Below are 25,022 nucleotides of genomic sequence, written 5' to 3'. Positions count from 1 at the left end.
AGATTCCCGCAGGGTGGCCCTCACGGACGTTCGCCGGGCCTGGCCTGCCGCGAACCCCGCCGGGCCTGGCCTGCCGCGAACCTCGCCGGGCCCGGCTGCCGGGCCTGCCCGCCGCGAACGTTCAGCGGGCCTGGCCGCCGCGAACCCCGCCGGGCCCGACCGCCGAACGCTCGCCGGTCCCGGCTGCCGCGAACGCTCCCCGGGCCTGGCCGCCCGCCGCAGGAGAACTCCGTCAATCACCGCTCGGTCCGGTCGACTCCGGCAGCCGCAACACCGCCCGCGCCCCGCCGCCCGGCAGGTTCCCGAACTCCAGCTCCGCCCCCAGCACCCGCGCCTGCGCGACGGCGATCGTCAACCCCAGCCCGTGCCCGCCGCCCCGGGAGTCCGTGCCGGTCCGGAACCGCGCGGGTCCCTCGCGAAGCAGCACCTCCGGATACCCGGGCCCGCGGTCGCTGACCGCCACGCACCGGCCCGACACCTCGACCGTCACCGGCGGGGCCCCGTGCTTGGCCGCGTTCGACAGCAGGTTCGCCAGGATCCGCTCCAGCCGCCGGGGATCCGTCCGGACCCGGACCGCGGCCGGGGCCACCGCGTCCGGCACCCGCCGCCGGACGAACTCCGCCAGATCGAGTTCCGCCAGCTCGGCCCGCTCGGCGGCGGTGTCCAAGCGAGCCACCTCGAGTACGTCCTCCACCAGCGACCGCAGCGCGGCGACCCGGTCGCGGACCAGCTCCGCCGGACGCCCGGGCGGCAGCAGTTCGGCCGCGGTCACCAAGCCGGTCACCGGAGTCCGCAGCTCGTGCGCGATGTCCGCAGTGACCCGTTGCTCCGCGGCCAGCCGTGCCTGCAAGGCATCCGCCATCGCGTCCACCGCCTGCGCGAGATCGGCGGCTTCGTCGCGCGGGCGCGGGCCGATCGCGTCGCGCACCCGGGCCGGAGCACCGTTCGCGACGTCCCGGGCAGCGTCGGCGGCCCGCCGTAGCCGACGCGCCATCCCGGCGCCGAGCACGACGCCCAGCAACGCCCCGGCGACGGTCACCACCGCCGAACCCGCCAGCAGTTCCTGGTCCAAAGTGGCCAGTGCCTGCGTTTGCGCCGCGTAGCTGACCCGCACCGAGACGACGTGACCGCCGGTTTCGGCGGCTGCCCACAGAACCGGTCCGTCCAAATAGGTCGCTCGGTTGCCGCCGCGCACCGCGTCGCGGAGGGGAGCGGGCAGGGCCGGATCGTCGAGCTGCCCGTCGACACCGGGATTGCGCAGCAGCAGCTGGATCCATTCGTCCTGCGCGTGCCGCGCCTGGTCGGCTTGCGTGCGCGCGAATTGCTGGTGCACCAACAAACTCAGCGTCAAAGCGACGGCGGCCGACACGAGGGTCACCGCCGCGGTCAGCCGCCACCGAAGCGTGGCCGGGAAGAGTTTCACGGCTCGGAGCGGAGCTTGTATCCGAAGCCCCGCACGGTTTGCAGCCGCTCCTGGCCGATCTTCACCCGCAACCGCTGCACGTGGACGTCGACCACGCGCGTATCGCCGCCCCACGCGTAATCCCACACACTCGCCAGCAGCGTGTCCCGGCTCAGCACAGTGCCGGGCGATTCGGCGAAACGCAGCAGCAGCCGCAGTTCGGTCGGGGTCAGGTCCACCGGCTGCCCGGCTCGGCGGACGTCCAGCCCGGCGCGGTCGATTTCAAGGTCGCCGAAGCGGACGAACGCGTCCTCCTCCGGCCCAGACCAGCCGCTTCGCCGCAGCACCGCCTGGATCCGCGCGATCAGCACCGAGGTGTCGAACGGTTTGGTGACGTAGTCGTCGGCACCGGCTTCGAGCCCGAGCACGACGTCGACCGAATCGTCGCGGGCGGAGACCATCAGCACCGGCACCCGGCTCTCCTCGCGGATCCGGCGGCACAGGCTGACGCCGTTGAGCCCGGGCAGCATCACGTCGAGCAACGCCACGTCCGGCGGCTGCGCGCGGAACTGTTCGAGCCCGGCGAGCCCGTCCGCGGCCGTCGACACCCTGAATCCGGCGCGTTCGAGGGCGAGCTGCGTCGCCTCCCGGATCACGTCGTCGTCCTCGACGAGCAGTACCTGCGTCATGTCCCCTCTCACTCCGGCGAGAAACGGTTGCCGGTCCAGCGGTAGCGGGCGACCCCGTTGTTCGGCCCGGTCGCCGACATCGTCGCCAGCTGTCCGTCGAGCACAGTCAGCATCGCGCCGGAGTTCTCCAGCTTGAACAGCTGTTTCCCGTTGACGGTGTAGACGTAGCCGCCGAGGTACGCGCTGACCGGCACGCCTGTCGCGCCGCTGCTGCCGGTGCCGGGAGCGCCGACCGCGCCGCACGGATACACGTTGACCACGACGTCGACCTCGCCGGTCAGCTCGTGGTAGGCGGCGCTGACCGGATACGACCCGGCGATGGGACCGTGCGGACACGGTCGCAGCGCTGCCTTCGTCCTCGCGCTGACCGTGGGGTCCGCGCGCAGCAGGGCGACCGCGTCCACGCTCGGGCCGTGCGGGTTGTTCGCCGGTGCCGGGGCGGCCGCTGCCGGCGGAGCGGGGCCGGCGACGCGCACACCGTCCACACCGGAGCAAGCGGTGAGCGACAGCACCGCAACCGTCGCGACCGCTGTCCTCCGCATGCCTTGCACAGTAGCCATTTTGCCGTCCGCGCGCCGCTCGGGAAGCGCTGTTACCAGACCGATGGGTTTCCTCCGGGCCACCGCAACGCGATTCCCGGCGGCCGGTGATCCGCCGTTCCTACCTTGGCCGGGTACTGGCACGAGAGAGGAGTCCGATGAGGACGGAAGCGGTGCGGGACCCGGCGGAGACCCGGGTGCCGAAGGGACGGCTGCTGGGCGTGGACGCGGTGCGCGCGCTGGCGATCGTCGGGGTGTTCATCGAGCATTTCTTCGCCAGCGGCTGGCTGCACGGCGGCCCGCCCGACCAGGCTCCCGGGTTCCTGACGTGGCTGAACATGCAGACGTCGTCGCGGGCGATGAGCCTGTTCGTGCTGCTGTTCGGGCTGTCCGCGGCGTTGATGACCGGCGGCGCGGCCCCGTACGCCGGGAACGAACGGTGGCGCGCCCGCGGCAGGCTCGCGATCCGCGCGGTGGTGCTGTTCGTGCTCAGCCTGGCGATCGACGAGTACGGCATGTCGGTGATCGAGTACTACGCCGTGCTCCTGCTCCTCCTGCTGCCGCTGACCCGGCTGCGCGCGCGGACGTTGTTCGTTCTCTCCGGAATCGCTGTTCCGGCAGTGACGCTTTACGCGTTCTGGGTGTTCAATTCCCATTCCGATTGGCTGCGCTCCGGTGCTGAGACTGCGAGCGGCCTAGCGATCTTCGCCCATCCCGAGCAGTGGGGCGAGTTCTTCAAGGGAATGGTGCTGTTCGGCGGCGGTTTCCAGGTCGCGTACGGCCTGCCGCTGGCGTTGGCGGGAATGGCGATCGGCCGCCTCGACCTGCGCGCGCATCAGGTCCGGATCCGCTTGCTGTACACCGGTTTCGTGCTCGCCACCGCGTCGATCCTGGGTTCGTGGATCGCGACCTATCCGCTGGGCGGAGCCGACGCGATCGCGACGACCCCGCCGCCCGGAATGCCGTGGCAGGTGCTCCTGGCGATGCCGACCGACGGTTCGCTCTACGCCACCAGCCCGCTCGGCATCGTGCTCATGATCGGCGTCGCGATGGTGCTGCTCGGCGGCCTGCTGATCGCCTTGGACCGCCCGCTGGGCCGCCGCGCCCTGTGGCCGCTCGCCGCGGCCGGCGGGATGGCTTTCACCTGGTACGCGGCGCATTTCGCGGTGTTGAAGCTGGTGCCGAAGCCGTATTCTTTCGTGTTCCTGGCGACGGTGGTCGCGGTGATGCTGGCCGCCTCCGTGGCGTGGCGGCATTGGCGACGGCGGGGTCCGCTGGAGTGGCTGGTGCACCGGGCGACGTTGCTCGTGCCGTGAGCTTCAGCGTGCGCGGGGTCCGGCGGTTTCGCGGATCCCGCGCAGCACGGTGACGAGGGTGATGACGGCGGCGAGCATGATGTAAAAGGCCGGGGAAAGCTTGTACCCGGTGGCGGCGACGAGCCAAGTCGCGATGTACGGCGCGGTGCCGCCGAACAGCGAAACCGCGATGTTGTACGGAATCGCGATCGCGCCGGAGCGAATGCGCGGCGGGAACAGCTCGGCCATACCCGCGCCCGCGGCTCCGTCGTAAGCCGCGATCAGCAGGCCCAGCACCACCATGCCGACGACGGCGAGCACCGGATTTCCCAGCGACATCAGCAAAAGCGCGGGCCAGGTCAGCACGACGAACCCGACGGTCAGTGAGCAGCCATCGACAGCTCCCGTCGGCGGGTGGCCAGCAAAGTGCACCCGACCGCCGCCGCATAACCGAAGGCGGCCAACGTCAGCGGGACGCTCAGTGACATCGTCGAGCCCGCCGTGAGCAGCGTGCCCAGCACCGCGGTGCCCAACGCGCCACCGGTCTGCCGCGCCGTGTTCAACACCCCGCTCGCCAGCCCGGTGTGCTCCTCGGGCGGCGTCGACATCGCGACCGACGTCATCGCGGGCATCGCGATCGAGCAGCAGCACAGCACTACGCCGCCGATCAGCACCAGCGGCAGGGAATCGGCCGCGGCCAGCAGGATCGCGCCGAGTCCGGCGAGGCTGAACCCGGTCAGCATCGGGACGCGGGCGCCGAAGCGGGCGGTGAGCCGCCCGCTCGCGGTGGCTCCGATGCCGATCGCGACGGTGAGCGGGAGCGTCAGCATGCCGGTCGCGAACGCGGACTGGTGCAGCGGCCCCTGCAGATACAGCGACAGGCACAGCAGGGCGCCGTACAGGCAGAAATTGAAAAGCAGCCCGGCGGTGCTCGCCGCGGAGAACGGGCGGGACGAGAAGATCGCCAGCGGCAGCATCGGATCGCGACGGCGTCGCTCGGCCAAGACGAACGCGATGCCGGTCAGCACCCCGGCGGCGATCAGCGGGAGCGCCCAGCTGGAGCGCCCGACCTGGATCAGCCCGCCGGCGAGCGCGGACAGGGCGACGGTGCCGAGGACGAGCCCGTACGGATCGAGGCGGCGCTCCCTCGGCGGTGATTCGACGACATACTTGCAGGTCAGCACGATGGCGAGGGCGGCGAACGGGACGTTGACCCAGAAAATCGCCCGCCAGTCGGCCAGCGCGATCAGCACGCCGCCCGCCACCGGGCCGGTCGCGAGTCCGATGGCCGCGATGCCGCCCCACAGGCCGAGCGCGTGCGCTCGGGCCCGCGGTTCCGGGAACTGCCGCACGATCAGCGCGAGCGAACACGGCAGCAACGCGGCCGCGCCGACGCCCTGCAGCGTCCGCGCGACGATCAGCACCGGCAGGGTCGGGGCCAGCGAACACAGGGCGGACCCGACGCCGAACACGACGGTCCCCGCCACGCAGACCCGTCGCGCACCGTAACGGTCGCCGAGCGAACCCGCGGTGAGCATGCCCGCGGCCAGCGCGATGGTGTAGCTGGCGATCACCCACTGTTCACCGCCCAGCCCGCCGCCGAGATCGCGCCGGATCGCTTCGACGGCGACGTTCACCACGGTCGCGTCGAGCTGGACGATGAAAAACGGGAGGCACAGCGCGATCAGCGCCAGCCGTTGCCTGCGGGTGGAGGTCGTTGCGGTCACCGGGCAATCGTGCCGCGGGAACCGTTCGGTGCGGGCCGAAGTTTCCGCGGCCGACCGTCTACTTAGGACTCGTGCACCCGGGTGAAGTCCGGCTTGCGGCGTTCGCGGTGCGAGGCGAGGCCTTCGCGGACCTCGGGACCGGCGAAACCGTAGAACTCCAGCGCCAGCGAGGAGTCGAAGATCGCGCCCGCGAGCTGGCGGTACCAGAGGTTGAGGCTCTGCTTGGTCCAGCGGATCGCGTTCGGCGCGCCGTTGGCCAGCTCGTGCGCGATCTCCCGCGCGGTCGGCAGCAGCCCGTCCTCTTCTTCGACGCAGAGCGACACCAGCCCGATCCGCTCCGCCTCGGCACCGGTCATCGGACGGCAGGTCATCAGGTAGTACTTGGCCTTCGCCATGCCGCACAGCAGCGGCCAGCACACCGCCGCGTGGTCGCCCGCCGCGACGCCGAGCCGCGTGTGGCCGTCGATGATCTTCGCGTTGGCGGCGACCACCGAGATGTCCGACAGCAACCCGGCGACCAGGCCCGCGCCGACGGCCGGGCCGTGGATCGCGGAGACGGTCGGCTTGGAGCAGTCGATGACGTTGTAGACCAGATTACGCGCCTCGCGCATGGTGCGCGACCGGGCCTCGAAGTCGTTCGCCAGCTTCTCGACCAGGTCGAATGATCCGCCCGCGGAGAACCCCTTGCCCTCGCCGCGCAGCAGGACGGCCTTCACCGCCGGATCGCGGTCGAACTCGCGCCAGATGTCGGCGAGTTCGCCGTGCGCGGCATCGCTGACCGCGTTGAGGTGCGGCGCGTCCAGGACGAGTTCGATGACGCCGTCCTCGTCCGGCCCGTCGACCCGCAGGTTCTCGAACTGCGCATAGCGGCTCATTCAGCTTCCCTCCGTCGTCCGGAACACCTGCGCCACCATGCCATCGGTGCGGACGCCGCCGCCAGATCAGGCGCCTTCCTCGTCCAGTTCGACGGCGAGGCTGGTGCTCGTGCCGGACGGGCCGAGCAGGTCGAGCGCGACCGACCGGGTGCCGGGGCTGACCCGCAGCTGCGCGGGCTGGCCGCAGAACAGCGGCGCCTGGTTGCGGTGGCTGATCCGGCGGACCCGCGAGGCAGGGGAGTCGAGGCGCAGCACCTCGGCCAGCGCGAGCGACATCAGCGGTCCGTGCACGACCAGGCCGGGATAACCTTCCACTCGCGTCGCGTATGGCCAGTCGTAGTGGATGCGGTGTGCGTTCGCGGTGGCCGCGGAAAACCGCATGAGCAGCGTCGGATCGGTGACGAATTCCCAGGTTTGCCCGTCGGTCCGGCGAAACGGCGACCCTGCTGGCTCCAGTGCCGCGGCGGTTTCCGGCACCGCGGGCGACGAGGACGGCCCGGCTTCGCGGTGGAGCATGTCCTGGCGCTCCTCGACGTACGGCGTTCCGTCCATTCCGGACAGTTCCGTGCGCACCTGGACGATCACCAATTTCCCGGACCGGCCCGATTTTTCGGTGACCGAGTCCACAATGGAGCGTTGGCGCACCGTCTCGCCGACCTTCGGCGCACGGTGGACGACGACCTCGCCGCCGGCGAACATCCGCCGCGGCAGGTCCACCGGCGGCAGGAAATCGTCGCGCACAGGATGACCGTCGAGGCCGAGCCGCGACGACACCGGCCAGCGCGGAAGTGCGACCCAATGCCACAGCGGCGGCAGCTCGTCGCCTTCGCGCGGCGCGGGGAGCCCGTTGTCGAACAGCGCGGCCAACGCGGCGACCGGACCGGGTTCGACGACTTCTTCGCTGGTGCGGGCGTACGGTTCCCAGGCTTCCGGTTCGGACATGGGTTCCTCGGATCCTGTCTCGGGCGGGGCCGTCCGCTGAACACGTTATCAGGAATGCCGCGGGCAACCCGCTCGAACAGCAGGGACGAGTACGCGTCGAGCAGAAGGGCTTATGTAATACTTTATCCGGAAGACGTTCGCCGGAGGGGGAGGCTGAGGCGATGCCCGACACCACGGGCGCGGGACCGCGCCGCGGCGGCCCGGCGAACCTGAAAGCGCTGGCCGCGCACGAGATCCGGCGACGGGTCTTCTCCGGGCAGCTGCGCGCCGGGGAGAAGATCGATCAGGATGCGCTGGCCGACGAACTCGGCATCAGCAAGCTGCCGATCCGGGAAGCGCTGATCACGCTCGACCACGAGGGCGTGGTGGAACACATCGCCCGCCGGGGCGCGTTCGTCGCGCGGATGACGCGCGACGACATCCGCGACCATTACCGCGTGTTCGGTCTCGTCTCCGGTCTGGCCGCCGAGCGGGCGGCGAAGAATCTGTCGCCGGAAAGCTTGCAGGCCTTGCACGATCTCGCGGACCGGATGGAGTCCGGAGTGGACCGGGCCGAACAGGAACGGCTGAACTTCGAGTTCCACCGCAGGATCAACTACGCCGCCGATTCCCGCCGGCTGGTCTCGATCCTGGGCATCCTGGCGAAAACGGTGTCGCACGGGTTCTACGAGGCGCACGAGGACTGGCCCGGCAAGGCGCACGAAGACCACCGGAAGATCCTCAACGCGCTCAGCGCTCGCTCGGCTTCACGGGCACGGTCCATTGTGGAGAAGCACTTCTCGGACGGCGGCGAGCGCGCGGTCGCTTTGCTGGAACGTCAAGGATTCTGGGACAGCTGACCCCAGGTGTCAGCGTCGCTTGAGCAACTGTGCCAAGTGGACGCCGCGCACGCCGGCCAGCTGATCGGCTTGAGTTCGGCAGGAGAAACCGTCGGCGAGGAACACGGCGTCCGGGTTTTCGCGGAGCGCCGGAAGTAGCGCATTTTCCGCGACGGCAACGGAAACGTCGTAGTGGCCGCGTTCCATGCCGAAGTTCCCGGCCAGACCGCAGCATCCGGCGAGAGTGTGCAGTTCCGCGCCGGTCGCCGCGAGCAGTGCTCGGTCGGCCTCGAATCCCATCACCGAATGCTGGTGGCAATGCGGCTGCGCCACCACTGTGACGCCGGACAGGTCAGGCGCTTGCCAGCCTTCTGTCTTGGCGAGAAGTTCCGCGAGCGTGGTGACCGCGCCGGAAACCGTTGCGGCGTCCGGATCGTCGGGGAACAAGTCGAGCAGATCGGACCGCAGGACGGCGGTGCACGACGGTTCGACGCCGACGATCGGCAGCCCGGCCTGCGCGTACGGGCGCAACGTGTGCACGAGGTCGCGGAGCTTCCGGCGGGCGGTGTCGAGCTGGCCGGTGGTGATCCAGGTGAGCCCGCAACACGGACGCCGCGGCGGGACGAGCACACGGTATCCGGCATCGGCGAGCACCGCCGCGACGGATTCGGCGACGTCGGTGTCCATGCCGTCCGAGAAGGAATCCGCCCACAGCACCACTTCCGGCCCCTGCTCGCGGATCCTGCGCTGGGATCCGGTGAACGAGCGACGGGCGAACCGCGGTGCGCGACGTCGCGTGTCCACTCCGGACAATGCTAAGAGGACCTTCTCGACGGGCCGGATCGACATCAGGGCGTTCACGACGAGCGGGCCGAGCACGGGGATTCGGTGCAGCAGACGGATCCAGTCCGGCAACCGGCCCAGCGTGTAATGCGAGACCGGACGGAGCCGGTTCCGGTATTTCCGGTGCAGGGCTTCGGATTTGTACTGCGCCAGGTCCACTCCGGCCGGGCAGTCGCTGCTGCATGCCTTGCACGACAGGCAAAGGTCGAGCGATTCGTGCACCGCGTCGTCCGACCATCCGGAGACCAGCGAACCGTTCGCGACCTCCTGCAAGACCCGGGCGCGACCGCGCGTGCTGTCCTTTTCGTCGCGAGTGGCGAGATAGGACGGACACATGAAACCGCCTGCCGTCCGGTTGTCCGCACGGCATTTCCCGACTCCGACGCACCGGTGCACGGCGCGGGTGAAGTCGCCGCCGTCGTGCGCGAAGGAGAATCCGCCCGCGACGACCGGGAGCGGATGTGCTTGCGGGCGGCGGAGATCGGCGTCGAGCGGATGGGGCCGGACGACGACGCCCGGGTTGAGCAGATCGCCGGGATCGAAGAGATTCTTGACCGCGCCGAACAGTTCGATCGTTTCCGCCGAGTACATCTGCGGCAGCAGTTCGCCGCGCGCCCGGCCGTCGCCGTGCTCGCCGGAGAACGAACCGCCGTAGCCGACGACCAGTTTCGCGGCGGCGGTCATGAACGCGCGGAACACCGACGCGTCGCGTTCGAGCGGCAGGCCGAGCCGGACGTGCACGCAGCCGTCGCCGAAGTGGCCGTAGGGGAGTCCTTCGAGGCCGAATTCGTCCAGGAGAGCGTCGAAATCCCGCAGGTACGCGCCGAGCCGTTCGGGCGGGACCGCGGCATCCTCCCATCCGGGCCACGCCTGCTCGCCGGTCGGGGTCCGGCCAGCGAGCCCGGCCCCGTCCTCGCGGATCCGCCACATCGCGGCTGCCTCGGCACCTTGCGCCAGCACGACGTGGTCGAGCGCCTGGGAGTCTTTGACCAGGCGTTCGGCGTTGTGCCGGGCCTCGGCTTCCGTCTCGCCGCCGACCTCGATCATCAGCCAGCCGGCGCCGTCCGGGAGTGCGGGCACGGCGCCGCGGTGGTTGCGCACCAGGTCGACCAGTCGCGCGTCGAGCCCTTCGACAGCCAGCGGCCGGTGCGGGAGCAGCCCGGGCACGACGTCGCCGGCGGTCGCCATATCCGGGTAGCCGAGCACGACCAGCAATCGCGCGGGGGAGATGTCGACCAGATCGACGGTCGCCTCCAGCGTGACCGCCAGGGTGCCTTCGGTGCCGACCAGCGCGCGGGCGAGCGACCGGCCGTTCTCCGGCAGGAGGTGCTCGAGCGAGTAGCCGGACACCTGACGGCTGAACCGGCCGAACTCGGTGCGCAGCAGGCTGAGCCGGGTGTCGATCAGCTCGGTGAGGCCCGGCACCGCGTCGGAAGGGCCCGCGGTGAACTGGCGTCCGGTGCCGTCGACCACGCTGAGTTCGCGAACGTTGTCCGCAGTCCGGCCGTACGCGATCGCGTGCGGGCCGCAGGCGTTGTTGCCGATCATGCCGCCGAGCGTCGCGCGGGCGTGCGTGGACGGGTCGGGTCCGAAGCGCAGTCCGTGCGGCGCGGCGGCGCGCTGGAGGTCGGCGAGGATCACGCCAGGCTGGACGACCGCGGTCCGCGACTGGGGATCCAAGTCGACAATGCGGTTGAGATGCCGCGAAAAGTCGATCACCACGCCCGGCCCGATCGCGTTGCCCGCGACCGACGTGCCCCCGCCGCGACTGGTCAGCGGAACGCCGTGGCGGCGGGCTATTTCGAGAGTCGCGAGAACGTCGCCGGTCTCCCTCGGCAGCACGACGACCTTCGGGACGACGCGGTAATTGGACGCGTCGGTGGAGTACTCGGCGCGGCGGCGGACGTCGGCGTGGACCTCGCCGCGCACGTGCGCGCGGAGGTCGGCGAGCAGGTCAGTTTCGGTGGGCATCCCAATGCTGAATTTAGGTGTTTGAAACAGTGTCGTCAATCCGTACGCTGGCCCGATGACCTCGGGACGGAGGGGACCGCCGCCGGAACTGGCCCGGGTGCGGCGGGTGAGCGTGGTGGACTCGCTGGTCGAGGAGATGACCCGGAAAATCCTCGGCGGCGAATGGCCTCCCGGGACCGTCCTGCCATCGCTGCGTCACTTCGCGGCCTCGGCCGGGGTGTCGATGCTGACCGTCCGGGAAGCAATCCGGACGCTGCAGGCGCGCGGCTGGGTCGAGACGCGCCAGGGGGTCGGCACGTTCGTGCTGGAACCCGAGACCAGCAGTTTCGTGCCGTGGCAGCTGGGTGCTTCGGACGTAGCCGAGTACCGCGAGCTGGTCGAAGCCCGGGAGTCGATCGAAGCGACCATCATCGCCTTGGCCGCCCGCCGCCGGACCGCTGCCGAGCTGGCGGTCTTGACGGATCTGGTCGACCGGATGGCGGCGGCGCTGACCGACCGTGACCGTTTCCTGGAAGCCGATGCCGAGTTCCACGTCGCGCTGGCGGAGGCCGCGCACAACCGGATCCTGCTGCGCAGCATGCTCGCGATCCGCCTCCCGCTGCGCCGCCTGATGGCCGACCGGCTCCGCGAAGAACTCGCCGAACACGGCGATCTCACCCGGTCGTGGGAGGACCACCGGGCGATCGCGGAAGGCGTCCGGTCGGGCACGCCGGAGCCAGGACATGCCGCACTGGCACGCATCGCCGCCCGCGCGCGGTCCTATGTGGACTCGACGCTGCCGGGTTTGCCTGCGCGCCGTCCGGGTAACCACACTCGCGACGCCGGGAGGTGATCGAGATGGCCACGCACGTGGACGAAGAACTGTGGACGGAATTCCACCGGGTGGTGAACATGACCTCACGAGAGCTGGCCGACTGGCTGCGCACCCGGGAGGCAGGCCCGGAAACCGAACCCTTGCCGGACCGCGCGGGCCCCGCGACCGGCCGGAAGGTGCTGTCGATCCTGGGCAAACGCAAGTCGGACGTGAACGACAACGACGTCGAGGTGATGCGCGACGTGGTGGACCGAGTGCACGCCTCGCGCCGCGACGACCTGGAACCCGTGGCGGGGGACGCGGGATGGCGGCAGGGGTTGATGTCGCTGGGGCACGACCCGGTGAAGCCGGTGCGGAGCTGATCTGGTTCCGCCGTTGAGGGGTTAGCGGTGCCGTGACCGTGTCTGCGGTACCGGGTTTTCGCTGGCCGGGCTCCGGCGCGCCGCGCGGCGTTCGTCAGCTCGGGCGTCGGCGGCAATCGGCTTCGGGGGAGCCGGTTCCCTTGAGTCGCTGCTTGGTTGACTGCGCTGGGTCTTGAGCTGTTTGGTGTGACTGCGCTGGGTCTTGAGCTGCTTGGCGTTACTGCGCTCGGTCTTGAAGTGAGCGGCTTCGGCCAGGGAGCACGTGTCTGCCCTGCCCGGCGGCCCCGGCCCGCGAAGGCCGCTCCGGCAGCGGGAAATCCGGCACAGCACGCGTGAGCCCCTGGCCTCGGTGCGCCCCCGGGACGCACCGAGGCCAGGGGTTCTTCCCCTCGGCCGGTGGTTCGTGGTCAGCCGCCTGCCATGGCTCCGATGATGAGGAACGGTTCGGCTCCGGAGAGGACCGGGGCGGGCAGGGCGGTGTCCGGGGCGGTGTTCGACAGGTCTTCCTCGCACGCGAAGAACCGCACGAACGCCCGGCGTTTGCCGGTGGTCGTGTCGCGGACCGTGCCGCGCAGTTGCGGGTACGCGAGTTCCAGTGCGTCCAGCAGGGCGTCTCGCGTCGGCGGGTCTTCTACCGGCAGCTGGATTTCGCCCTCGACCTTCGCCAGGCGGCGCAGGTGCGTGGGCAGCTTGACGCGCACGACGGTGGTCATCGCAGGGTTTGCACCTCGACCGAGCACACCGCGGGCAGGTCGCGCACGATCGGGGTCCAGCTGTCGCCCGCGTTGTTCGACGCGTAGACCTGTCCGCCGGTGGTGCCGAAGTAGATGCCTGCCTCGTCGCAGGTGTCGACGGCCATCGCGTCGCGCAGGATGTTCACGTAGCAGTTCTCCTGCGGCAGGCCCGCGGTGAGCGGTTCCCATTCGTTGCCGCCGGTGCGGCTGCGGTATACGCGCAGCTTGCCCTCCGGCGGGTAGTGCTCGGAATCGCTGTGGATGGGGACCACGTACACCGTTTCCGGCTCGTGCGGGTGCACGGCGATCGGGAAGCCGAAGTCGCTCGGCAGGTTGCCGCTGATCTCCCGCCAGTGTTCGCCCGCGTCGTCCGAGCGCATGACGTCCCAGTGTTTCTGCATGAACAGCACGTCCGGCCGGGACGGGTGCAGGGCGATCCGGTGCACGCAGTGCCCGACCTCGGCGTCCGGGTCCGGGATGCCGTCGGAGTGCAAGCCGCGGTTGATCGGCTGCCAGGTTTCGCCGCTGTCGTCGCTGCGGAACGCGCCCGCGGCGGAGATCGCGGCGAACATCCGCTTCGAGTTCTGCGGGTCGAGGATGATCGTGTGCAGGCACAGCCCGCCCGCGCCCGGCTGCCAGCCCGGTCCGGACGTGTGCTTGCGCAGCCCGGTGAGCTCGCGCCAGCTCTTCCCGCCGTCGGTGCTGCGGTACAGCGCCGCGTCCTGCGCGCCCGCGTACACCGTGTCCGGGTCGGTCAGCGACGGTTCCAGGTGCCAGATCCGCGTGAACTCCCACGGTTTCGGCGTTCCGTCGTACCAGAGGTGGTCGCCCGCCCCGCCCTCGTAGGCGAAGTCGTGGTCGACCTGGTTCCAGGTCTTCCCGCCGTCGTCGGAACGCTGGATCAGCTGACCGAACCACGACGTGGACTGCGACGCGTACAGCCGGTCGGGATCCGCGGGCGAGCCGGCGACGTGGTAGACCTCCCAGCCGCCGAAGTGCGGCCCGTCGACCTCCCAGCGCGTGCGGCCTTCGTCCGAGGTGAGGATGAATGCACCTTTGCGAGTGCCGACCAGAATTCGAACTCCAGGCATGCTTTCTCCCTGACAACGGCCCTGTGACCTGGTTCAACCTAATCTCGCCAGCCGCGCGCCGCCTCTCCATTCTTGCGCTCCCTCCGACGCCAGCGGGGGCAGCGCGACCAGCACCGGAGGCGACCACGAGGGCGCGACGTCGAGCCGGACGTCCTGGCGCAGCGGCACCGGCCCGGCCCGGATCCGCACCGGCCGGGCAGCCGAGCCGACCGCCTGCACGCTCGGCGCCAGCTGCGCGCGCGGATCGGCGGCTGACGGCAGCGCGCAGGCCAGCAGCCGGTACGTGCCAGCTGGTACGTCGACGAGCGTGAACTCCAGATCCGGCCCTAGAAGCGAGCCGCTGACGGGCACGCCGCGCGCGGACGACGCGGCGAACAGCCCGACATAGACCGCCGGGGCTCCGTCGAGCGCGGCGACCGCCGCCGGACTCAGCAGCGCGCGGCCGGTGACGGCTCCGCCCGCGCAATCCGGGCCCGCGACCCGCACCGGTTCCGGCGGGTGCTCGGCGAGGAGGCCGGGCAGCTGCCGGAACCGGTGCGGGCTCACGCCGACCGCCGCGGTGAACCGCGTGGTGAACGTGCCCGGCGCGGAGAACCCGACCTCGTGGCAGATGTCGACCACTTTTTCACCGGTGTCCAGCAGCAACTCCTTGGCGAGCTGGAACCGTTGCGCGGCAAGGAATTTCCCCGGCGGCAGGCCGATCTCCCGCTCGAACGCGCGCGCCAGGTGGAACGGGCTGTAGCGGACGTGGTCGGCCACGTCCTCGAGCGTGAGCTGCCGGGTGCGACCGGCAGTCAGGAACCTCGCAGCCTCCAGCACGGCGTCCCGCATGTGCACACCTCCTCGGATGTGCCCGCCATGGTAAATCCGGGGACCGACAATTCCGGGGCGTCCGTCATCGGCGGGACCGAGGACGTGGACAGGTGACGCGGGCGAGCGCGGAACCGTGGGGAATTCGCTGCGGCGACGGGCGGCTTACAGTTCCCCGACAGTGGTCGTCCGGCAAGAAAAGGGAGCCAGCTTTTCGCTGGTCACGCCTACATTGTGAGCCCTAGCTCGGATGTTCAACGGGGACCGGCCGCACAAGCTGCTCACTTCGCCGCCGCGCGATTCGCGTTGAAGCGCGCCTTCTTCTGCCGGTTCCCGCACGTGTTCATGTCGCACCATCTGCGGGTGCGGCTCTGGCTGGTGTCGAAGAACGCGGCCTGGCAGGTCGGCGAGGCGCACAAGGCGAGTTTGCCGTCCCGTTCGCCAGAAATGATGCTGATCGCGTCGGCAGCGATCACTCCGAGGGCGTCCTCCACGGCGGTGGCCGGGTTGAGCTGCCAGCGCCGTTTGCCGTCCGGGGTCAGGACCGCCGACGCCTGGCCCTGCGCGCTTCGGGCATTGATGATTTCGACCGCGTCGGCGGGGAGCGGGTCCTGGAGCGCGGCCGCGGTCGCGGCGGCGTGAATCGACTCCCGCAGTTCCCGGGCGAGCTCGAGTTGCTCGTCGGTGCAGGACTCCACGGCGAGGCCGCTCACTGCCAGCCAATCGGCGAGCCGCTGCGGGACGGGAATGCGCTCGACGGAATCGCCGCGGCGCTCGGTCAGGGTCGCCGTGAAGCTGGTCGCGAGCACGGTGCCGAGGCGGAAGTCGGGGAACGCGGCAGGCATGGAACCAGCTTAGCCGGTTGCGCTCGGACGCGGGCGACTGCTAGAACCGTCTAAGCCGGTTCCAACGACCCGAGGAGGACCCATGACCGCTCTGACCAGCGAAGTAGCAACATTCGAAGCCCGGGCGACCGACGCTGACCTCGACGATCTCCGGGCGCGGCTCGCCGCGGCGAGGCTTCCGGAGGCTGAGACGGTGCGTGGTCCCCGCCGCTGGGACCAGGGCGTTCCGCTCGCCGACCTGGTCGACCTCGTGCACTACTGGCGCACCGAGTACGACTGGCGCGCGTTCGAGGCGCGCCTCGAACGGATCGGCCAGTTCCGGACGGTCATCGACGGGCTGGGGATCCACTTCCTGCACCGCCGGTCCCCGCGCGCGGACGCCGTCCCGCTGATCTTGACGCACGGATGGCCGGGCAGCGTCGCGGAGTTCGTCGACATCGTGGACGACCTGGCGGATCCCGAAGACGCCAGCGCGCCGGCGTTTCACGTCGTGATCCCGTCCTTGCCCGGATACGGGTACAGCGACAAACCGGCCACGACGGGATGGGGCACGGAAAAGATCGCGGCCGCGTGGGTGGAATTGATGGACCGGCTCGGATATCGCCAGTTCCTGGCCCATGGCGGCGACTGGGGCGGCAATATCACCACGATTCTCGCCGCCCGGTTCCCGGAGCGGGTTCTCGGCGTCCACACGCTGTTCGCGGAAGCCCCGCCCGGACTGCCGACGGACGGCCTGACCGCGGACGAGCGCCGGTGGACCGAGGAAACCCGCCAGTTCTGGCGGCGTCGCGGAGCGTACGCGAAACTCCAGGCGACCGGGGCGCAGACCATCGGGTACTCGCTCGTCGACTCGCCGGTCGGGCTGCTCGCCTGGCTCGTGGACAAATTCGCGGAATGGTCGGACACCGAGGACAGTCCGTTCGAGACGATTTCCCGGGACCGCGTTCTGGACGACGTCACGTTGTATTGGCTGACGCGCTCCGGGGCGTCGGCGGCCCGGATTTACTACGAGAGCCACAATTCGCTGGACCCCGAGCTTCGCGTGGACGTTCCGGCGGCGATCACCATGTACCCCCGCGACACGGAGAAGACCCCGCGTCCCTGGGCGCGGGAGCGGTTCCGCCAGATCGTCCGGTGGCGCGTGCCGGAACGCGGCGGGCATTTCCCGTCGCTGGAAGTGCCGGAGTACTTCGTCCGGGATCTGCGGGAGGGGCTCGCCGCCGTGCTGCGGGGGTGACAAATGGCAGGGGTCCGGCCCGGCGGCGGCTGGTGTGGTGAATCAGCGATTCCGATGCGAAGAGGAGAGCTGAATGCGAAAGACCATGCCGATCGCGCTTGCCGTCGCGGTGCTGGCGGGGGTGGTTTCGGCTGCCCCCGCTTCGGCCGGGCCGCGGTGGAGCGCCTGCCCAGGACAACCCGGCCTGCAGTGCTCGACCGTGACCGTTCCGCTCGACTACCGGCATCCGGACGGGCGGACGATCGACCTCGCGGTGTCCCGGCTGTCCGCGGCGAAGCCGGAGAAGCGGCGCGGGGTGCTGCTGGTCAACCCCGGCGGGCCGGGTCTCGCCGGGTCGCGCGTCCCGGCGCTGCTGCCGTTTCCGCAGGCGGTGCGGGACAGCTACGACATCGTCGGCTTCGATCCGCGCGGGATCGGCTCCAGCGCGGGGTTGACCTGCGGCCTGAACGACGCGGACAAGACGCTCGCGGCCAACCCGCCCTATCCGCACAACCCGGCGGACGTGGCGAAGTCGGCCGAGTTGGCGAAGCGGATCGCCAAGCAGTGCACGAGTTCCGAGACTGCCGACTTGTTGCCGTTCATCACCACCGCCAACACGGCGCGGGACATGGACCGGATCCGGGAAGCCTTGGGGGAGGCGAAGATTTCCTATTACGGCGAGTCGTACGGCACCTACCTCGGCGCGGTGTACACGACGCTGTTCCCGGACCGCAGCGACCGGATCGTGCTGGACAGCAGCTTGCCGCCGGAGGGATACGACGTCGCGGCGTTGCGCGCGCAAGGCATGGGTTTCCAGCAGCGGTTCCCCGACTTCGCCAACTTCGCCGCGAAGCACGACCAGGACTATCACCTGGGTACCACTCCGGCGGCAGTGACGAAGAAGTACTACGAGCTGGCCGACCGGCTGGACCGCAAGCCGGAGTCCGGGTTCGACGGGACGGCGTTCCGCGGCTTCACGTCCGGGGAAATCCGGAACGACGCCGGTTTCCCTGAGCTGGCCACGTATTGGCATCTGCTCGACACGCATCAGCCGCTCCCCGGAGCCGCCGCGAAGGCGACCGGCGATCGCGGCAGCTTCCCGGTCGGCTACCTCGGGGTGATCTGCGGGGATTCGCAGTGGCCGACGTCGGTGCGGACCTATCAGCGCAACGTCGAGATCGACCGGGCGCGGTATCCGATGTACGGCGCATACGCCGCCAACATCCGGGCGTGTGCGTACTGGCCCGCGCCGGTGGAGCAGAAGGTGCGGATCACCGGCCAAGGACCGGCCGACGTGCTGATGGTGCAGAACCTGCGCGACCCGGCGACGCCGTTGCCCGGGGCGTTGCGCACGCGCTGGGCGTTCGGCGCCCGGGCCCGGATGGTCACCGCCGACCAGGGCGGACACGTCGCTTACGGTGCGGGCGCGAACAACTGCCTCAACGACACGACGACGGCGTACCTGGTCGGCGGGAACTTCCCGGCGCGGGACCGCTTCTGTCCCGCCGAGCCTTCCCCGGCTACTCGGCGCTGAAGATCGGCGCGAAGAACGCGGCCAGCTCGGCGGTAGCGGTGAGGGGAAGGACGTTCGCGACGTACTGGTCCGGCCGGACCACCACTACCGCGCCGCCGGGCGAGATGCCGCGGTCGGCGAAGATGTCTTCGGACGCATAGACCTTCTCGTAGTCGATCAGCGAGAACGGACCGGTGCGGGGCAGGAAGATCTCCGGGACCTCGCCGAGATCGACCTCCTCGTACGGCCGCGGGTAGATCACCTTCACGTCGAACCAGGCGTCGACGTCCAGGTTCTTCGGCGTGTGGGCCACGACCGGGGAGTCCGGGGAATTCCCCAGCCAGTCGGCGAAATCCGCCACCGGAGCGGCGGGTCCGAAGACGTAGACGCGCCACCGGCCGTCGGCCTGGGCGTGGTGTCCTAAGTGGACCGTGTTCGCGTCGCAGACTCGCGTGACGGGTGCCGACTTGAACCGTTTGCCGATTGGGAACCCGGTTGCCAGATCCTGGTGTTCCGGCGAGGCGATGAGCACCGAAGGCTGGTAGCACGTCATGAAACCGGACGGGAACTCGAAGGTCTTCACGTAGAACTCTTCCAGCTCCGCCGGATCGGCCAGGTCCTCGGGCCGGGCCGCCATGAGGGTCGACCATTCCTTGTCGAAATCGATGAGGTTTTTCGCGATCAGCTGGCGTTCCGCGGAATAGGTGGCCAGCAGCGAAGCGGGACCGCGGCCGTCGAGCACGTGGCCCAGTTTCCAGCCGATGTTGAACCCGTCCTGCATCGAGACGTTCATGCCCTGCCCGGCTTTCGCGCTGTGCGTGTGGCAGGCGTCGCCGGTGATGAAGACGCGCGGGAGCCGGGTGTCGCCGACGGGAACGTCGTCGAATTTGTCGGTGAGGCGATGGCCGACCTCGTACACGCTGTGCCAGGCCACGTTCTTGACGTCCACAGTGTACGGACTCATGATCGCGTTGGCGCGCGCGATGATCTGGTCGATCGTCGTCTTCCGCACGGCGCCGTGGTCGTCCTCGGACACCTCGCCCAGATCGACATACATCCGGAACAATGTGCCGCCCTCGCGCGGGATCAGCAGGATATTGCCGCCGTCGTGGGACTGGATGGCGCATTTCGTGCGGATGTCCGGGAAATCGGTGACGGCGAGGACGTCCATCACGCCCCACGCGTGCAGCGCTTGGTCGCCGACGAGTTGCCGGCCGATCGATTCGCGCACCGCGCTGCGGGCGCCGTCGCAGCCGACCACGTATTTGGCCCGGACCACGCGATCCTCGCCGGTGCGCGGGCCGGCGGTGTGCCGCAGCGTGACGGTAACCGGGTATTCGTCGCCCTCGGTAATGGTGAGCGACTGGAATTCCAGGCCGAAATCGGGCGTCATCCGGCTCGGCGAATGGGCCATGTACTCGGCGAAATAGTCCTGCACCCGGGCCTGGTTGACGATGAGATGCGGGAATTCGCTGATCCCGGTGGGGTCGTCGGGCACGCGCGACGAGCGGACGATGCGCTTCGGATCGGCGGGATCGGGCTTCCAGAACGACATCGTGGTGATCCGGTACGCCTCCTCGACGATCCGGTTCGCGAAACCGAAGGCCTGGAACGTCTCGACGCTGCGCGCCTGGATCCCGTCCGCCTGCCCGACCTCGAGCCGTCCGCCGCGGCGTTCGACGATGCGCGTGGTGACGTGCGGGAACCGGGACAGCTGCGCGGCGGTGATCATGCCCGCGGGGCCGGTGCCCACGATCAGCACGTCGACCTCGTCCGGCAGTTCCGCGGGCCGGTCGATTCCGGTTCCGGCGGCGGGCAGGACGCGCGGTTCGCCGGAAACGTAGCCGTGGTGGTGGAACTGCATGGATTTCCTCACCTCACTGTGAGCACCAGAGGGGACCGTGTTCGATAATAGAACTCGTTGTTCAATTATTGAGTACGACGATGCTAAGGTGGGCCGCGCCGGTGCACAAGACCCCGCGGGGAAGGACCGAGTCGTGACGGAAGCCAAGCAAGCGGCCGGGTCGCAGACGTTGTCGCGCGGGCTCACCGCGCTCGAAGTGCTCGCCGAGGCCGACGCGCCGCTGTCGATCGGCGAGCTGGCCTCGCGGCTCGGGCTGCACCGGTCGATCACCTACCGCATCGTGCGCACGCTCGAGGACCACGGGCTGGTCGTGCGCGGCGCGAACGGCGAACTGGAGCTGGGGGCGCGGCTGGCGGCGTTGGCGCGCAACGTTTCCCGCGATCTTCAGTCGACCGCGCTGCCCGAGCTGACCGTGCTCGCGAACGAACTCGGCATGACGGCGTTCCTCGCGACGCTCGACGGCGAGGATTCCGTGGTCACGCTGGCCAGCGTCGAACCGCGGCAGGCGACGGCGGCGGTGGCGCAGCGCCCGGGCAGCCGGCATCCGATCACCGACGGCGCGCCGGGTCGCGCGATCCTGCAGCAGCTGCGCGGCGGGACAGCGCCGTACGAAACCAGTCATGACGAGGTGATTCCCGGGCTGTCGTCGATCGCGGTGCCGCTCGCGGTGCCCGGGCAGCATCCGGCCGCGCTCGCGGTGGTGTACCTGACCGGTCCGGCGGACATCGGCGCGATCGGGGAGCGGCTGGCACGGGCGGCGCGGGTGATCCGGGCCGAACTGCATCCGTAACTCGCAATGGACGCGGTGGACAGCGGCCGGGCGAGGGAAGCACGATGGCGTCCGTGGTACAGACGACGCGCTTCGCCCGCTTCCCGCTCGGACATTTCCCGACCCCGCTCGAACCGCTGGACCGGCTCACCGCGCGATTGCGCGAACGCCACCGGGACGTACCGGACCTCTGGATCAAACGCGACGACTGCACCGGTTTGGCGACCGGTGGCAACAAAACGCGCAAGCTGGAATTCCTCGTCGGCGACGCGCTCGCGCAGGGCGCCGACACGCTGATCACCCAGGGCGCGACGCAGTCCAACCACGCCCGGCAGACCGCCGCGGCCGCCGCGCGCGCCGGACTGGCCTGCAAACTGCTGCTGGAACAGCGGCAGGTGCGCGACGAGGAGTACGAGAACTCCGGCAATGTGTTCCTCGACGAACTGCTCGGTGCGGACATCGTGGACCGGGTACCGGCCGGAACTGATATGTCAGCGGCGATGGAAGACGTGGCAGCGAAACTGCGCGCGGAGGGACGGCGGCCGTACGTGATCCCGGGCGGCGGGTCGAATCCGATCGGCGCCCTCGGATACGTCCAGTGTGCGCTGGAGCTGGACGCCGCGCCGGTCCCGGTCGACTGGGTCGTGCACGCGACCGGCAGCACCGGCACGCAGGCCGGGCTCGTCGCCGGATTGCGCGCGGTGCACAGCCCGGCGCGGGTGCTCGGCGTCAGCGTGCGGCAGCCGGAAGCCCGGCAGATCGACGCGGTGCACGGGCTGGCCGTCCGGACGGCGGAGCTGCTCGGGACCGAGGTTTCCCGTGACGACGTGCTGGTGGACGACCGCTGGGTCGGCGAGGGCTACGGCGTGCCCACCCGGTCCATGGTCGACGCGGTGCGGCTGCTCGCCGAGACCGAAGGGATCCTGCTGGACCCGGTGTACTCCGGAAAGGGCTTCGCCGGCCTGCTCGGCGGGATCGCGGAAGGCCGGTTCGCCGCGACCGACCGCGTCGTCTTCGTGCACACCGGCGGCGTCGCCGGGCTGTTCGGCTACCGGTCCGCGTTCCAGTGATCGCGGGCGTCCTCGGCGGCATGGGTCCCGCGGCGACCGCGGAGTTCTACGCGAAGCTCATCGCCCGCACGGTCGCGGAGCGCGACCAGGACCACCTTCGGGTGGCGATCTGGGCCGACCCGACGGTGCCGGACCGGGTCGCCGCGGTGCTCGACGGGAGCACCGACCCGTATCCGGCTTTGCTTGCCGGGGCGGAAAAACTGCGGGATCTCGGTGCGTCCGTGCTCGCCATGCCCTGCCACACCGCGCATTTCTTCCTGTCCCGGCTGGCCGCGGACAGCGGGGTGCCGTTCGTGGACATGGTCGCGGAAACGGCGGACTTCCTCGCCGGACGGACGGGTCCGGTCGGCCTGCTCGGCACTCGCGGGACGATCGCCGCCGGGCTGTACCAACGGCGAGTGCCCGAGGTCGAGTGGGTGGTGCCGTCCGAGGCGGGGCAGCGGGAAGTCGACGCAGCGGTGGCGGCGGTGAAACGCGGCCACCTCGCCGGTGGAGCGGCACATTTCGACCGGGCGCTGGCGGAGGTCGACGTGCCGTTGTCGGTGCTGGCGTGCACCGAACTCCCGCTGGTGGCGGGAAACGCGACCGGGGTGCTGGACCCGACAGACCTGCTCGCCGACGCGGTGATCCGCCGCTGCGGCGGAAAACCGGTCGACGTCCGGCCGCCCGCCTGACAGAGTCCGGTCATGACCGATCTGCTGACCGCCGCGGACGTGCTGCTCATGCAGGAGCTCGCGCAGCGGATCACTGCCGTGCGCCCGGAACTCGTCAACAGCGACGCCTCCTACGGCGAGCTGGCCTGGAACTGGGGCAGAGCGCACGCCGCACAAGGCGCGAGCTGGATGCGTCGGCTGTGGTTCGCCGGCGACGACCTCGTCGCGTGGGGCTGGGCGCAACTGCCCCGGAGCGTGCGGCTCAACGACGGCTCGGTCAAAGACGTCACCGGTGCTTACCTGGCATATCAGGTCCATCCCGACCACGCCGGGCTGGTCGACGACGTGATCGACTGGTTCGACGCCACCGCGGACGGCCTCGAACGCACCGTGCTTCCCGGAGCGGCCGACAAGTTCGGCCTGGAACGCTGGGCGGCGCACGGCTACGGGCCCGATCCGGACGGCCTCGGCGACACCGGGTCCTGGACGCAGCTGAACGAACGCGACCTCGAGGTGCTCGAAACGCCGGTGCTGCCGGACGGGTTCCGCTTCCGCACCGCCGCCGAGGCCGGACCGGAGGCGGCTGTGCGGGCGCATGTGGCCGCGTGGGGCGTGACCGCGTACACGCTGGAAGGCTACGAGGGCGTCCGCGCGACCCCGGCGTATCGCGGTGACCTGCATGTCCTGGTCGAAGCGCCGGACGGGAGGATGGCGGCGTCGGCGATCATGTGGCTGGACGAGGCGAACAAGACCGTCGAGTTCGAGCCGGTCGGCACCCATCCGGATTACCGGCGGCGGGGGCTGGGCCGAGCGATGCTGCTGCACGGCATGGACCGTGCGCGGGCAGCCGGAGCTGCCCACGCGACGGTCGCTTGTCTTGGCGCGCCTGGACATCCGTCGGCGCGGGAGTTGTATTACGGCGTCGGGTTCCGCGAAGTGTGCCGGGACGTGCCGCTGCTCAAGCCCGCGTGAGCGGGGGCTGGCCCATCCGCAGCGCGCCGAACTTCGCGGACGTCCGGACCGCGTCGAAGCCGTAGTTGATCATCTCGGTCTCGTATGCCCGCAGCGCGGAGAGGAGGTCGGCCTCGGTGAGCTTCCTGGCGAGCAGTTCGGCGTCGCGCAGGGCGGTGTTCGCGCCGACGCCGACCGCAGGGCTCATCGCGTGGATCGCGTCGCCGAGCAGGGTCACCGACGTGGTCGGCCACGGCTCGACCGGCACGCTGGTGCGCATGAAGATCGGGAACACCGTCTCGGGATCGGCGAGGGCCAGCAGCTCGCTGGCTTTCGGATTCCATTTGCGGGCCAACGAAACCGTCATGTCCCGCAACTCGCGCCCGGTCGCAGCGCGGAGTTCGTCGTCGGAGCACGGCAGCAGTTCGGTGCGGGCGGCGAACAGGCACATCACGTAGTCGCTGGTGTCGGTGAGCCCTGGCAGAGACGGCGGACGCCGAGAGTGGACCGGGGCGATGCCGATGTGCTGGTGGTCCGGGCCGAAGAGCCCGCGGTAGATCCCGAACCACTCGTCGGGGATCAGCGCAGCGGTCTCGCGGGTGAGCGGGAAGCGGCCGTACATGATGCGCACGCCGGTGTCCATGACGCGGGCGTGCGGCAGGTATTGGCGTCGGATAACCGAATTCACGCCGTCGGCGGCGACCAAGACGTCCGCTGAAGCAGTGGATCCGTCGGCGAACGTCGCGGTGACGGTGTCGTCCAGGCGGTACCCGGTGCATTCGCGGCCGAACTCGACGACGTCGTCCAGCCCGTGCAGGAGGATCTCGCGCAGTGTGCGCCGGTTGATCGAGACGTTGCGTTCGACCGGTTCCTCCGGCGGCGTCCCGGTGAGGTAACTGGTACGCGACGGCGTCGAACTGGCATCCCAGATCGCCCGGCTGAGAGGCGCAGGAAGCAGCCGGTCCAGCGCGTCGAGGCCGTGCGGGTCGAGCCGCAGGCGATACCCCTGCAACCGGCCGGCTGCTGGGATGTCACGTTCGCGGACTGTGACGGCAACCCCGGCGCGGTGCAATCCCTGTGCGAGCGCGAGCCCGCCGATGCCGCCGCCGATGATCAGGACGCGAGGTTTTCCGGGCATAGCGAATTCCCCTTCTGGATATGGAACGAGGGGACGTGCTGGACGCACCGGAAAGGTGCGGGTACGAGCGCGGCGCGCCGCCCGGACTACC

24 protein-coding genes are annotated in these 25,022 nt (G+C 70.1%); 10 read left to right on the top strand and 14 right to left on the bottom strand.

All coding sequences use genetic code 11. The features are described from left to right. Positions 1 to 232: 232 nt before the first annotated feature. The 3 genes from FKO37_RS33210 to FKO37_RS33200 are packed head-to-tail and all read right to left on the bottom strand — an operon-like array spanning position 233 to position 2,633. Entirely contained in the window at positions 233 to 1,423 is a 1,191-nt protein-coding gene (locus FKO37_RS33210) for a HAMP domain-containing sensor histidine kinase (RefSeq protein WP_238607096.1), read from the bottom strand. Then, positions 1,420 to 2,091 (bottom strand): two-component system response regulator CseB, encoded by a 672-nt coding sequence (gene cseB / locus FKO37_RS33205; protein ID WP_037819745.1) that lies wholly within the window; start codon positions 2,089 to 2,091, stop codon positions 1,420 to 1,422. The genes FKO37_RS33210 and cseB overlap by 4 nt, the downstream gene beginning before the upstream one ends. 8 nt (positions 2,092 to 2,099) lie before the next feature. After that, on the bottom strand, positions 2,100 to 2,633 hold the full coding sequence (locus FKO37_RS33200) for a hypothetical protein (protein WP_134731881.1): 534 nt from the start codon (positions 2,631 to 2,633) through the stop codon (positions 2,100 to 2,102). 155 nt (positions 2,634 to 2,788) lie between these two features. Here FKO37_RS33200 and FKO37_RS33195 point away from each other — a divergent pair, with 155 nt between their 5' ends. Next, entirely contained in the window at positions 2,789 to 3,946 is a 1,158-nt protein-coding gene (locus FKO37_RS33195) for a DUF418 domain-containing protein (RefSeq protein WP_238607095.1), read from the top strand. 3 nt (positions 3,947 to 3,949) lie between these two features. Here the strand turns inward: FKO37_RS33195 and FKO37_RS33190 are convergent, their stop codons facing one another. The 4 genes from FKO37_RS33190 to FKO37_RS33175 all read right to left on the bottom strand — a co-directional run bounded on the left by FKO37_RS33190 (position 3,950) and on the right by FKO37_RS33175 (position 7,469). Continuing rightward, complete coding sequence (locus FKO37_RS33190) at positions 3,950 to 4,291, bottom strand: hypothetical protein (protein WP_238607094.1); 342 nt, start codon at positions 4,289 to 4,291, stop codon at positions 3,950 to 3,952. Positions 4,292 to 4,305: 14 nt separating this feature from the next. Next, a complete protein-coding gene (locus FKO37_RS33185; protein ID WP_238607093.1) occupies positions 4,306 to 5,652 on the bottom strand; it encodes an MFS transporter in 1,347 nt (448 codons plus the stop codon). A gap of 62 nt (positions 5,653 to 5,714) precedes the next feature. Further along, positions 5,715 to 6,527 (bottom strand): enoyl-CoA hydratase/isomerase family protein, encoded by an 813-nt coding sequence (locus FKO37_RS33180; protein ID WP_238607092.1) that lies wholly within the window; start codon positions 6,525 to 6,527, stop codon positions 5,715 to 5,717. A gap of 66 nt (positions 6,528 to 6,593) precedes the next feature. Further along, entirely contained in the window at positions 6,594 to 7,469 is an 876-nt protein-coding gene (locus FKO37_RS33175; RefSeq protein WP_238607091.1) for a MaoC family dehydratase N-terminal domain-containing protein, read from the bottom strand. A 161-nt stretch (positions 7,470 to 7,630) separates the two neighbouring features. Between FKO37_RS33175 and FKO37_RS33170 the strand changes: the two genes are divergently transcribed. Next, a complete protein-coding gene (locus FKO37_RS33170) occupies positions 7,631 to 8,308 on the top strand; it encodes a GntR family transcriptional regulator (protein WP_238607090.1) in 678 nt (225 codons plus the stop codon). Positions 8,309 to 8,317: 9 nt separating this feature from the next. Here FKO37_RS33170 and FKO37_RS33165 read toward each other — a convergent pair whose 3' ends face one another. Beyond that, on the bottom strand, positions 8,318 to 11,101 hold the full coding sequence (locus FKO37_RS33165; protein ID WP_238607089.1) for an FAD-binding and (Fe-S)-binding domain-containing protein: 2,784 nt from the start codon (positions 11,099 to 11,101) through the stop codon (positions 8,318 to 8,320). Between the two features lie 55 nt (positions 11,102 to 11,156). Here FKO37_RS33165 and FKO37_RS33160 point away from each other — a divergent pair, with 55 nt between their 5' ends. Both FKO37_RS33160 and FKO37_RS33155 read left to right on the top strand, forming a co-directional pair. Beyond that, the gene (locus tag FKO37_RS33160; protein ID WP_238607088.1) at positions 11,157 to 11,933 is read left to right on the top strand and encodes a FadR/GntR family transcriptional regulator; all 777 of its coding nucleotides are present in this window, start codon (positions 11,157 to 11,159) and stop codon (positions 11,931 to 11,933) included. Between the two features lie 5 nt (positions 11,934 to 11,938). Beyond that, positions 11,939 to 12,277 carry a DUF3140 domain-containing protein gene (locus tag FKO37_RS33155; protein WP_037819851.1) on the top strand — a complete coding sequence of 113 codons (339 nt, stop codon included), beginning with the start codon at positions 11,939 to 11,941 and terminating at the stop codon, positions 12,275 to 12,277. Between the two features lie 407 nt (positions 12,278 to 12,684). Here FKO37_RS33155 and FKO37_RS33150 read toward each other — a convergent pair whose 3' ends face one another. The 4 genes from FKO37_RS33150 to FKO37_RS33135 form a co-directional block, all read right to left on the bottom strand. Continuing rightward, the gene (locus FKO37_RS33150; RefSeq protein ID WP_238607087.1) at positions 12,685 to 12,990 is read right to left on the bottom strand and encodes a MoaD/ThiS family protein; all 306 of its coding nucleotides are present in this window, start codon (positions 12,988 to 12,990) and stop codon (positions 12,685 to 12,687) included. After that, on the bottom strand, positions 12,987 to 14,102 hold the full coding sequence (locus FKO37_RS33145; protein WP_238607086.1) for a sialidase family protein: 1,116 nt from the start codon (positions 14,100 to 14,102) through the stop codon (positions 12,987 to 12,989). The genes FKO37_RS33150 and FKO37_RS33145 overlap by 4 nt, the downstream gene beginning before the upstream one ends. Positions 14,103 to 14,135: 33 nt before the next feature. Further along, complete coding sequence (locus tag FKO37_RS33140) at positions 14,136 to 14,933, bottom strand: helix-turn-helix transcriptional regulator (RefSeq protein WP_037819720.1); 798 nt, start codon at positions 14,931 to 14,933, stop codon at positions 14,136 to 14,138. Between the two features lie 260 nt (positions 14,934 to 15,193). Then, positions 15,194 to 15,757 carry an ABATE domain-containing protein gene (locus tag FKO37_RS33135; RefSeq protein WP_238607085.1) on the bottom strand — a complete coding sequence of 188 codons (564 nt, stop codon included), beginning with the start codon at positions 15,755 to 15,757 and terminating at the stop codon, positions 15,194 to 15,196. 82 nt (positions 15,758 to 15,839) lie between these two features. On the opposite strand from FKO37_RS33135, the gene FKO37_RS33130 reads away from it, so the two are divergent. Then, the gene (locus FKO37_RS33130; protein WP_238607084.1) at positions 15,840 to 16,994 is read left to right on the top strand and encodes an epoxide hydrolase family protein; all 1,155 of its coding nucleotides are present in this window, start codon (positions 15,840 to 15,842) and stop codon (positions 16,992 to 16,994) included. A gap of 73 nt (positions 16,995 to 17,067) precedes the next feature. Continuing rightward, positions 17,068 to 18,507, top strand: a complete 1,440-nt coding sequence (locus tag FKO37_RS33125) for an alpha/beta hydrolase (RefSeq protein ID WP_238607083.1) — start codon at positions 17,068 to 17,070, stop codon at positions 18,505 to 18,507. Here the strand turns inward: FKO37_RS33125 and FKO37_RS33120 are convergent. Then, complete coding sequence (locus FKO37_RS33120) at positions 18,494 to 20,350, bottom strand: FAD-binding monooxygenase (protein WP_238607082.1); 1,857 nt, start codon at positions 20,348 to 20,350, stop codon at positions 18,494 to 18,496. The two genes, FKO37_RS33125 and FKO37_RS33120, sit on opposite strands and share 14 nt — an antisense overlap. Positions 20,351 to 20,483: 133 nt before the next feature. Here FKO37_RS33120 and FKO37_RS33115 point away from each other — a divergent pair, with 133 nt between their 5' ends. From FKO37_RS33115 to FKO37_RS33100, 4 genes are read left to right on the top strand one after another with little or no spacing between them, the layout of a single operon-like run. Next, positions 20,484 to 21,140, top strand: a complete 657-nt coding sequence (locus tag FKO37_RS33115; protein WP_238607081.1) for an IclR family transcriptional regulator — start codon at positions 20,484 to 20,486, stop codon at positions 21,138 to 21,140. 44 nt (positions 21,141 to 21,184) lie between these two features. Beyond that, the gene (locus FKO37_RS33110) at positions 21,185 to 22,189 is read left to right on the top strand and encodes a D-cysteine desulfhydrase (RefSeq protein ID WP_238607080.1); all 1,005 of its coding nucleotides are present in this window, start codon (positions 21,185 to 21,187) and stop codon (positions 22,187 to 22,189) included. Beyond that, positions 22,186 to 22,863, top strand: a complete 678-nt coding sequence (locus FKO37_RS33105; RefSeq protein ID WP_238607079.1) for an aspartate/glutamate racemase family protein — start codon at positions 22,186 to 22,188, stop codon at positions 22,861 to 22,863. The genes FKO37_RS33110 and FKO37_RS33105 overlap by 4 nt, the downstream gene beginning before the upstream one ends. Positions 22,864 to 22,875: 12 nt before the next feature. Next, a complete protein-coding gene (locus FKO37_RS33100) occupies positions 22,876 to 23,814 on the top strand; it encodes a GNAT family N-acetyltransferase (protein WP_238607078.1) in 939 nt (312 codons plus the stop codon). On the opposite strand, the gene FKO37_RS33095 is transcribed toward FKO37_RS33100, so the two are convergent. After that, on the bottom strand, positions 23,801 to 24,931 hold the full coding sequence (locus tag FKO37_RS33095; protein ID WP_238607077.1) for an NAD(P)/FAD-dependent oxidoreductase: 1,131 nt from the start codon (positions 24,929 to 24,931) through the stop codon (positions 23,801 to 23,803). The genes FKO37_RS33100 and FKO37_RS33095 overlap by 14 nt on opposite strands. Positions 24,932 to 25,022: the final 91 nt, after the last annotated feature.

Source organism: Amycolatopsis sp. Poz14 (genome assembly GCF_006704225.1).
GTDB classification, from domain to species: Bacteria; Actinomycetota; Actinomycetes; order Mycobacteriales; family Pseudonocardiaceae; genus Amycolatopsis; species Amycolatopsis nivea.
Note: the sequence above shows the minus strand (reverse complement) of the source record. Positions and strands in the feature narration are given on the sequence as shown.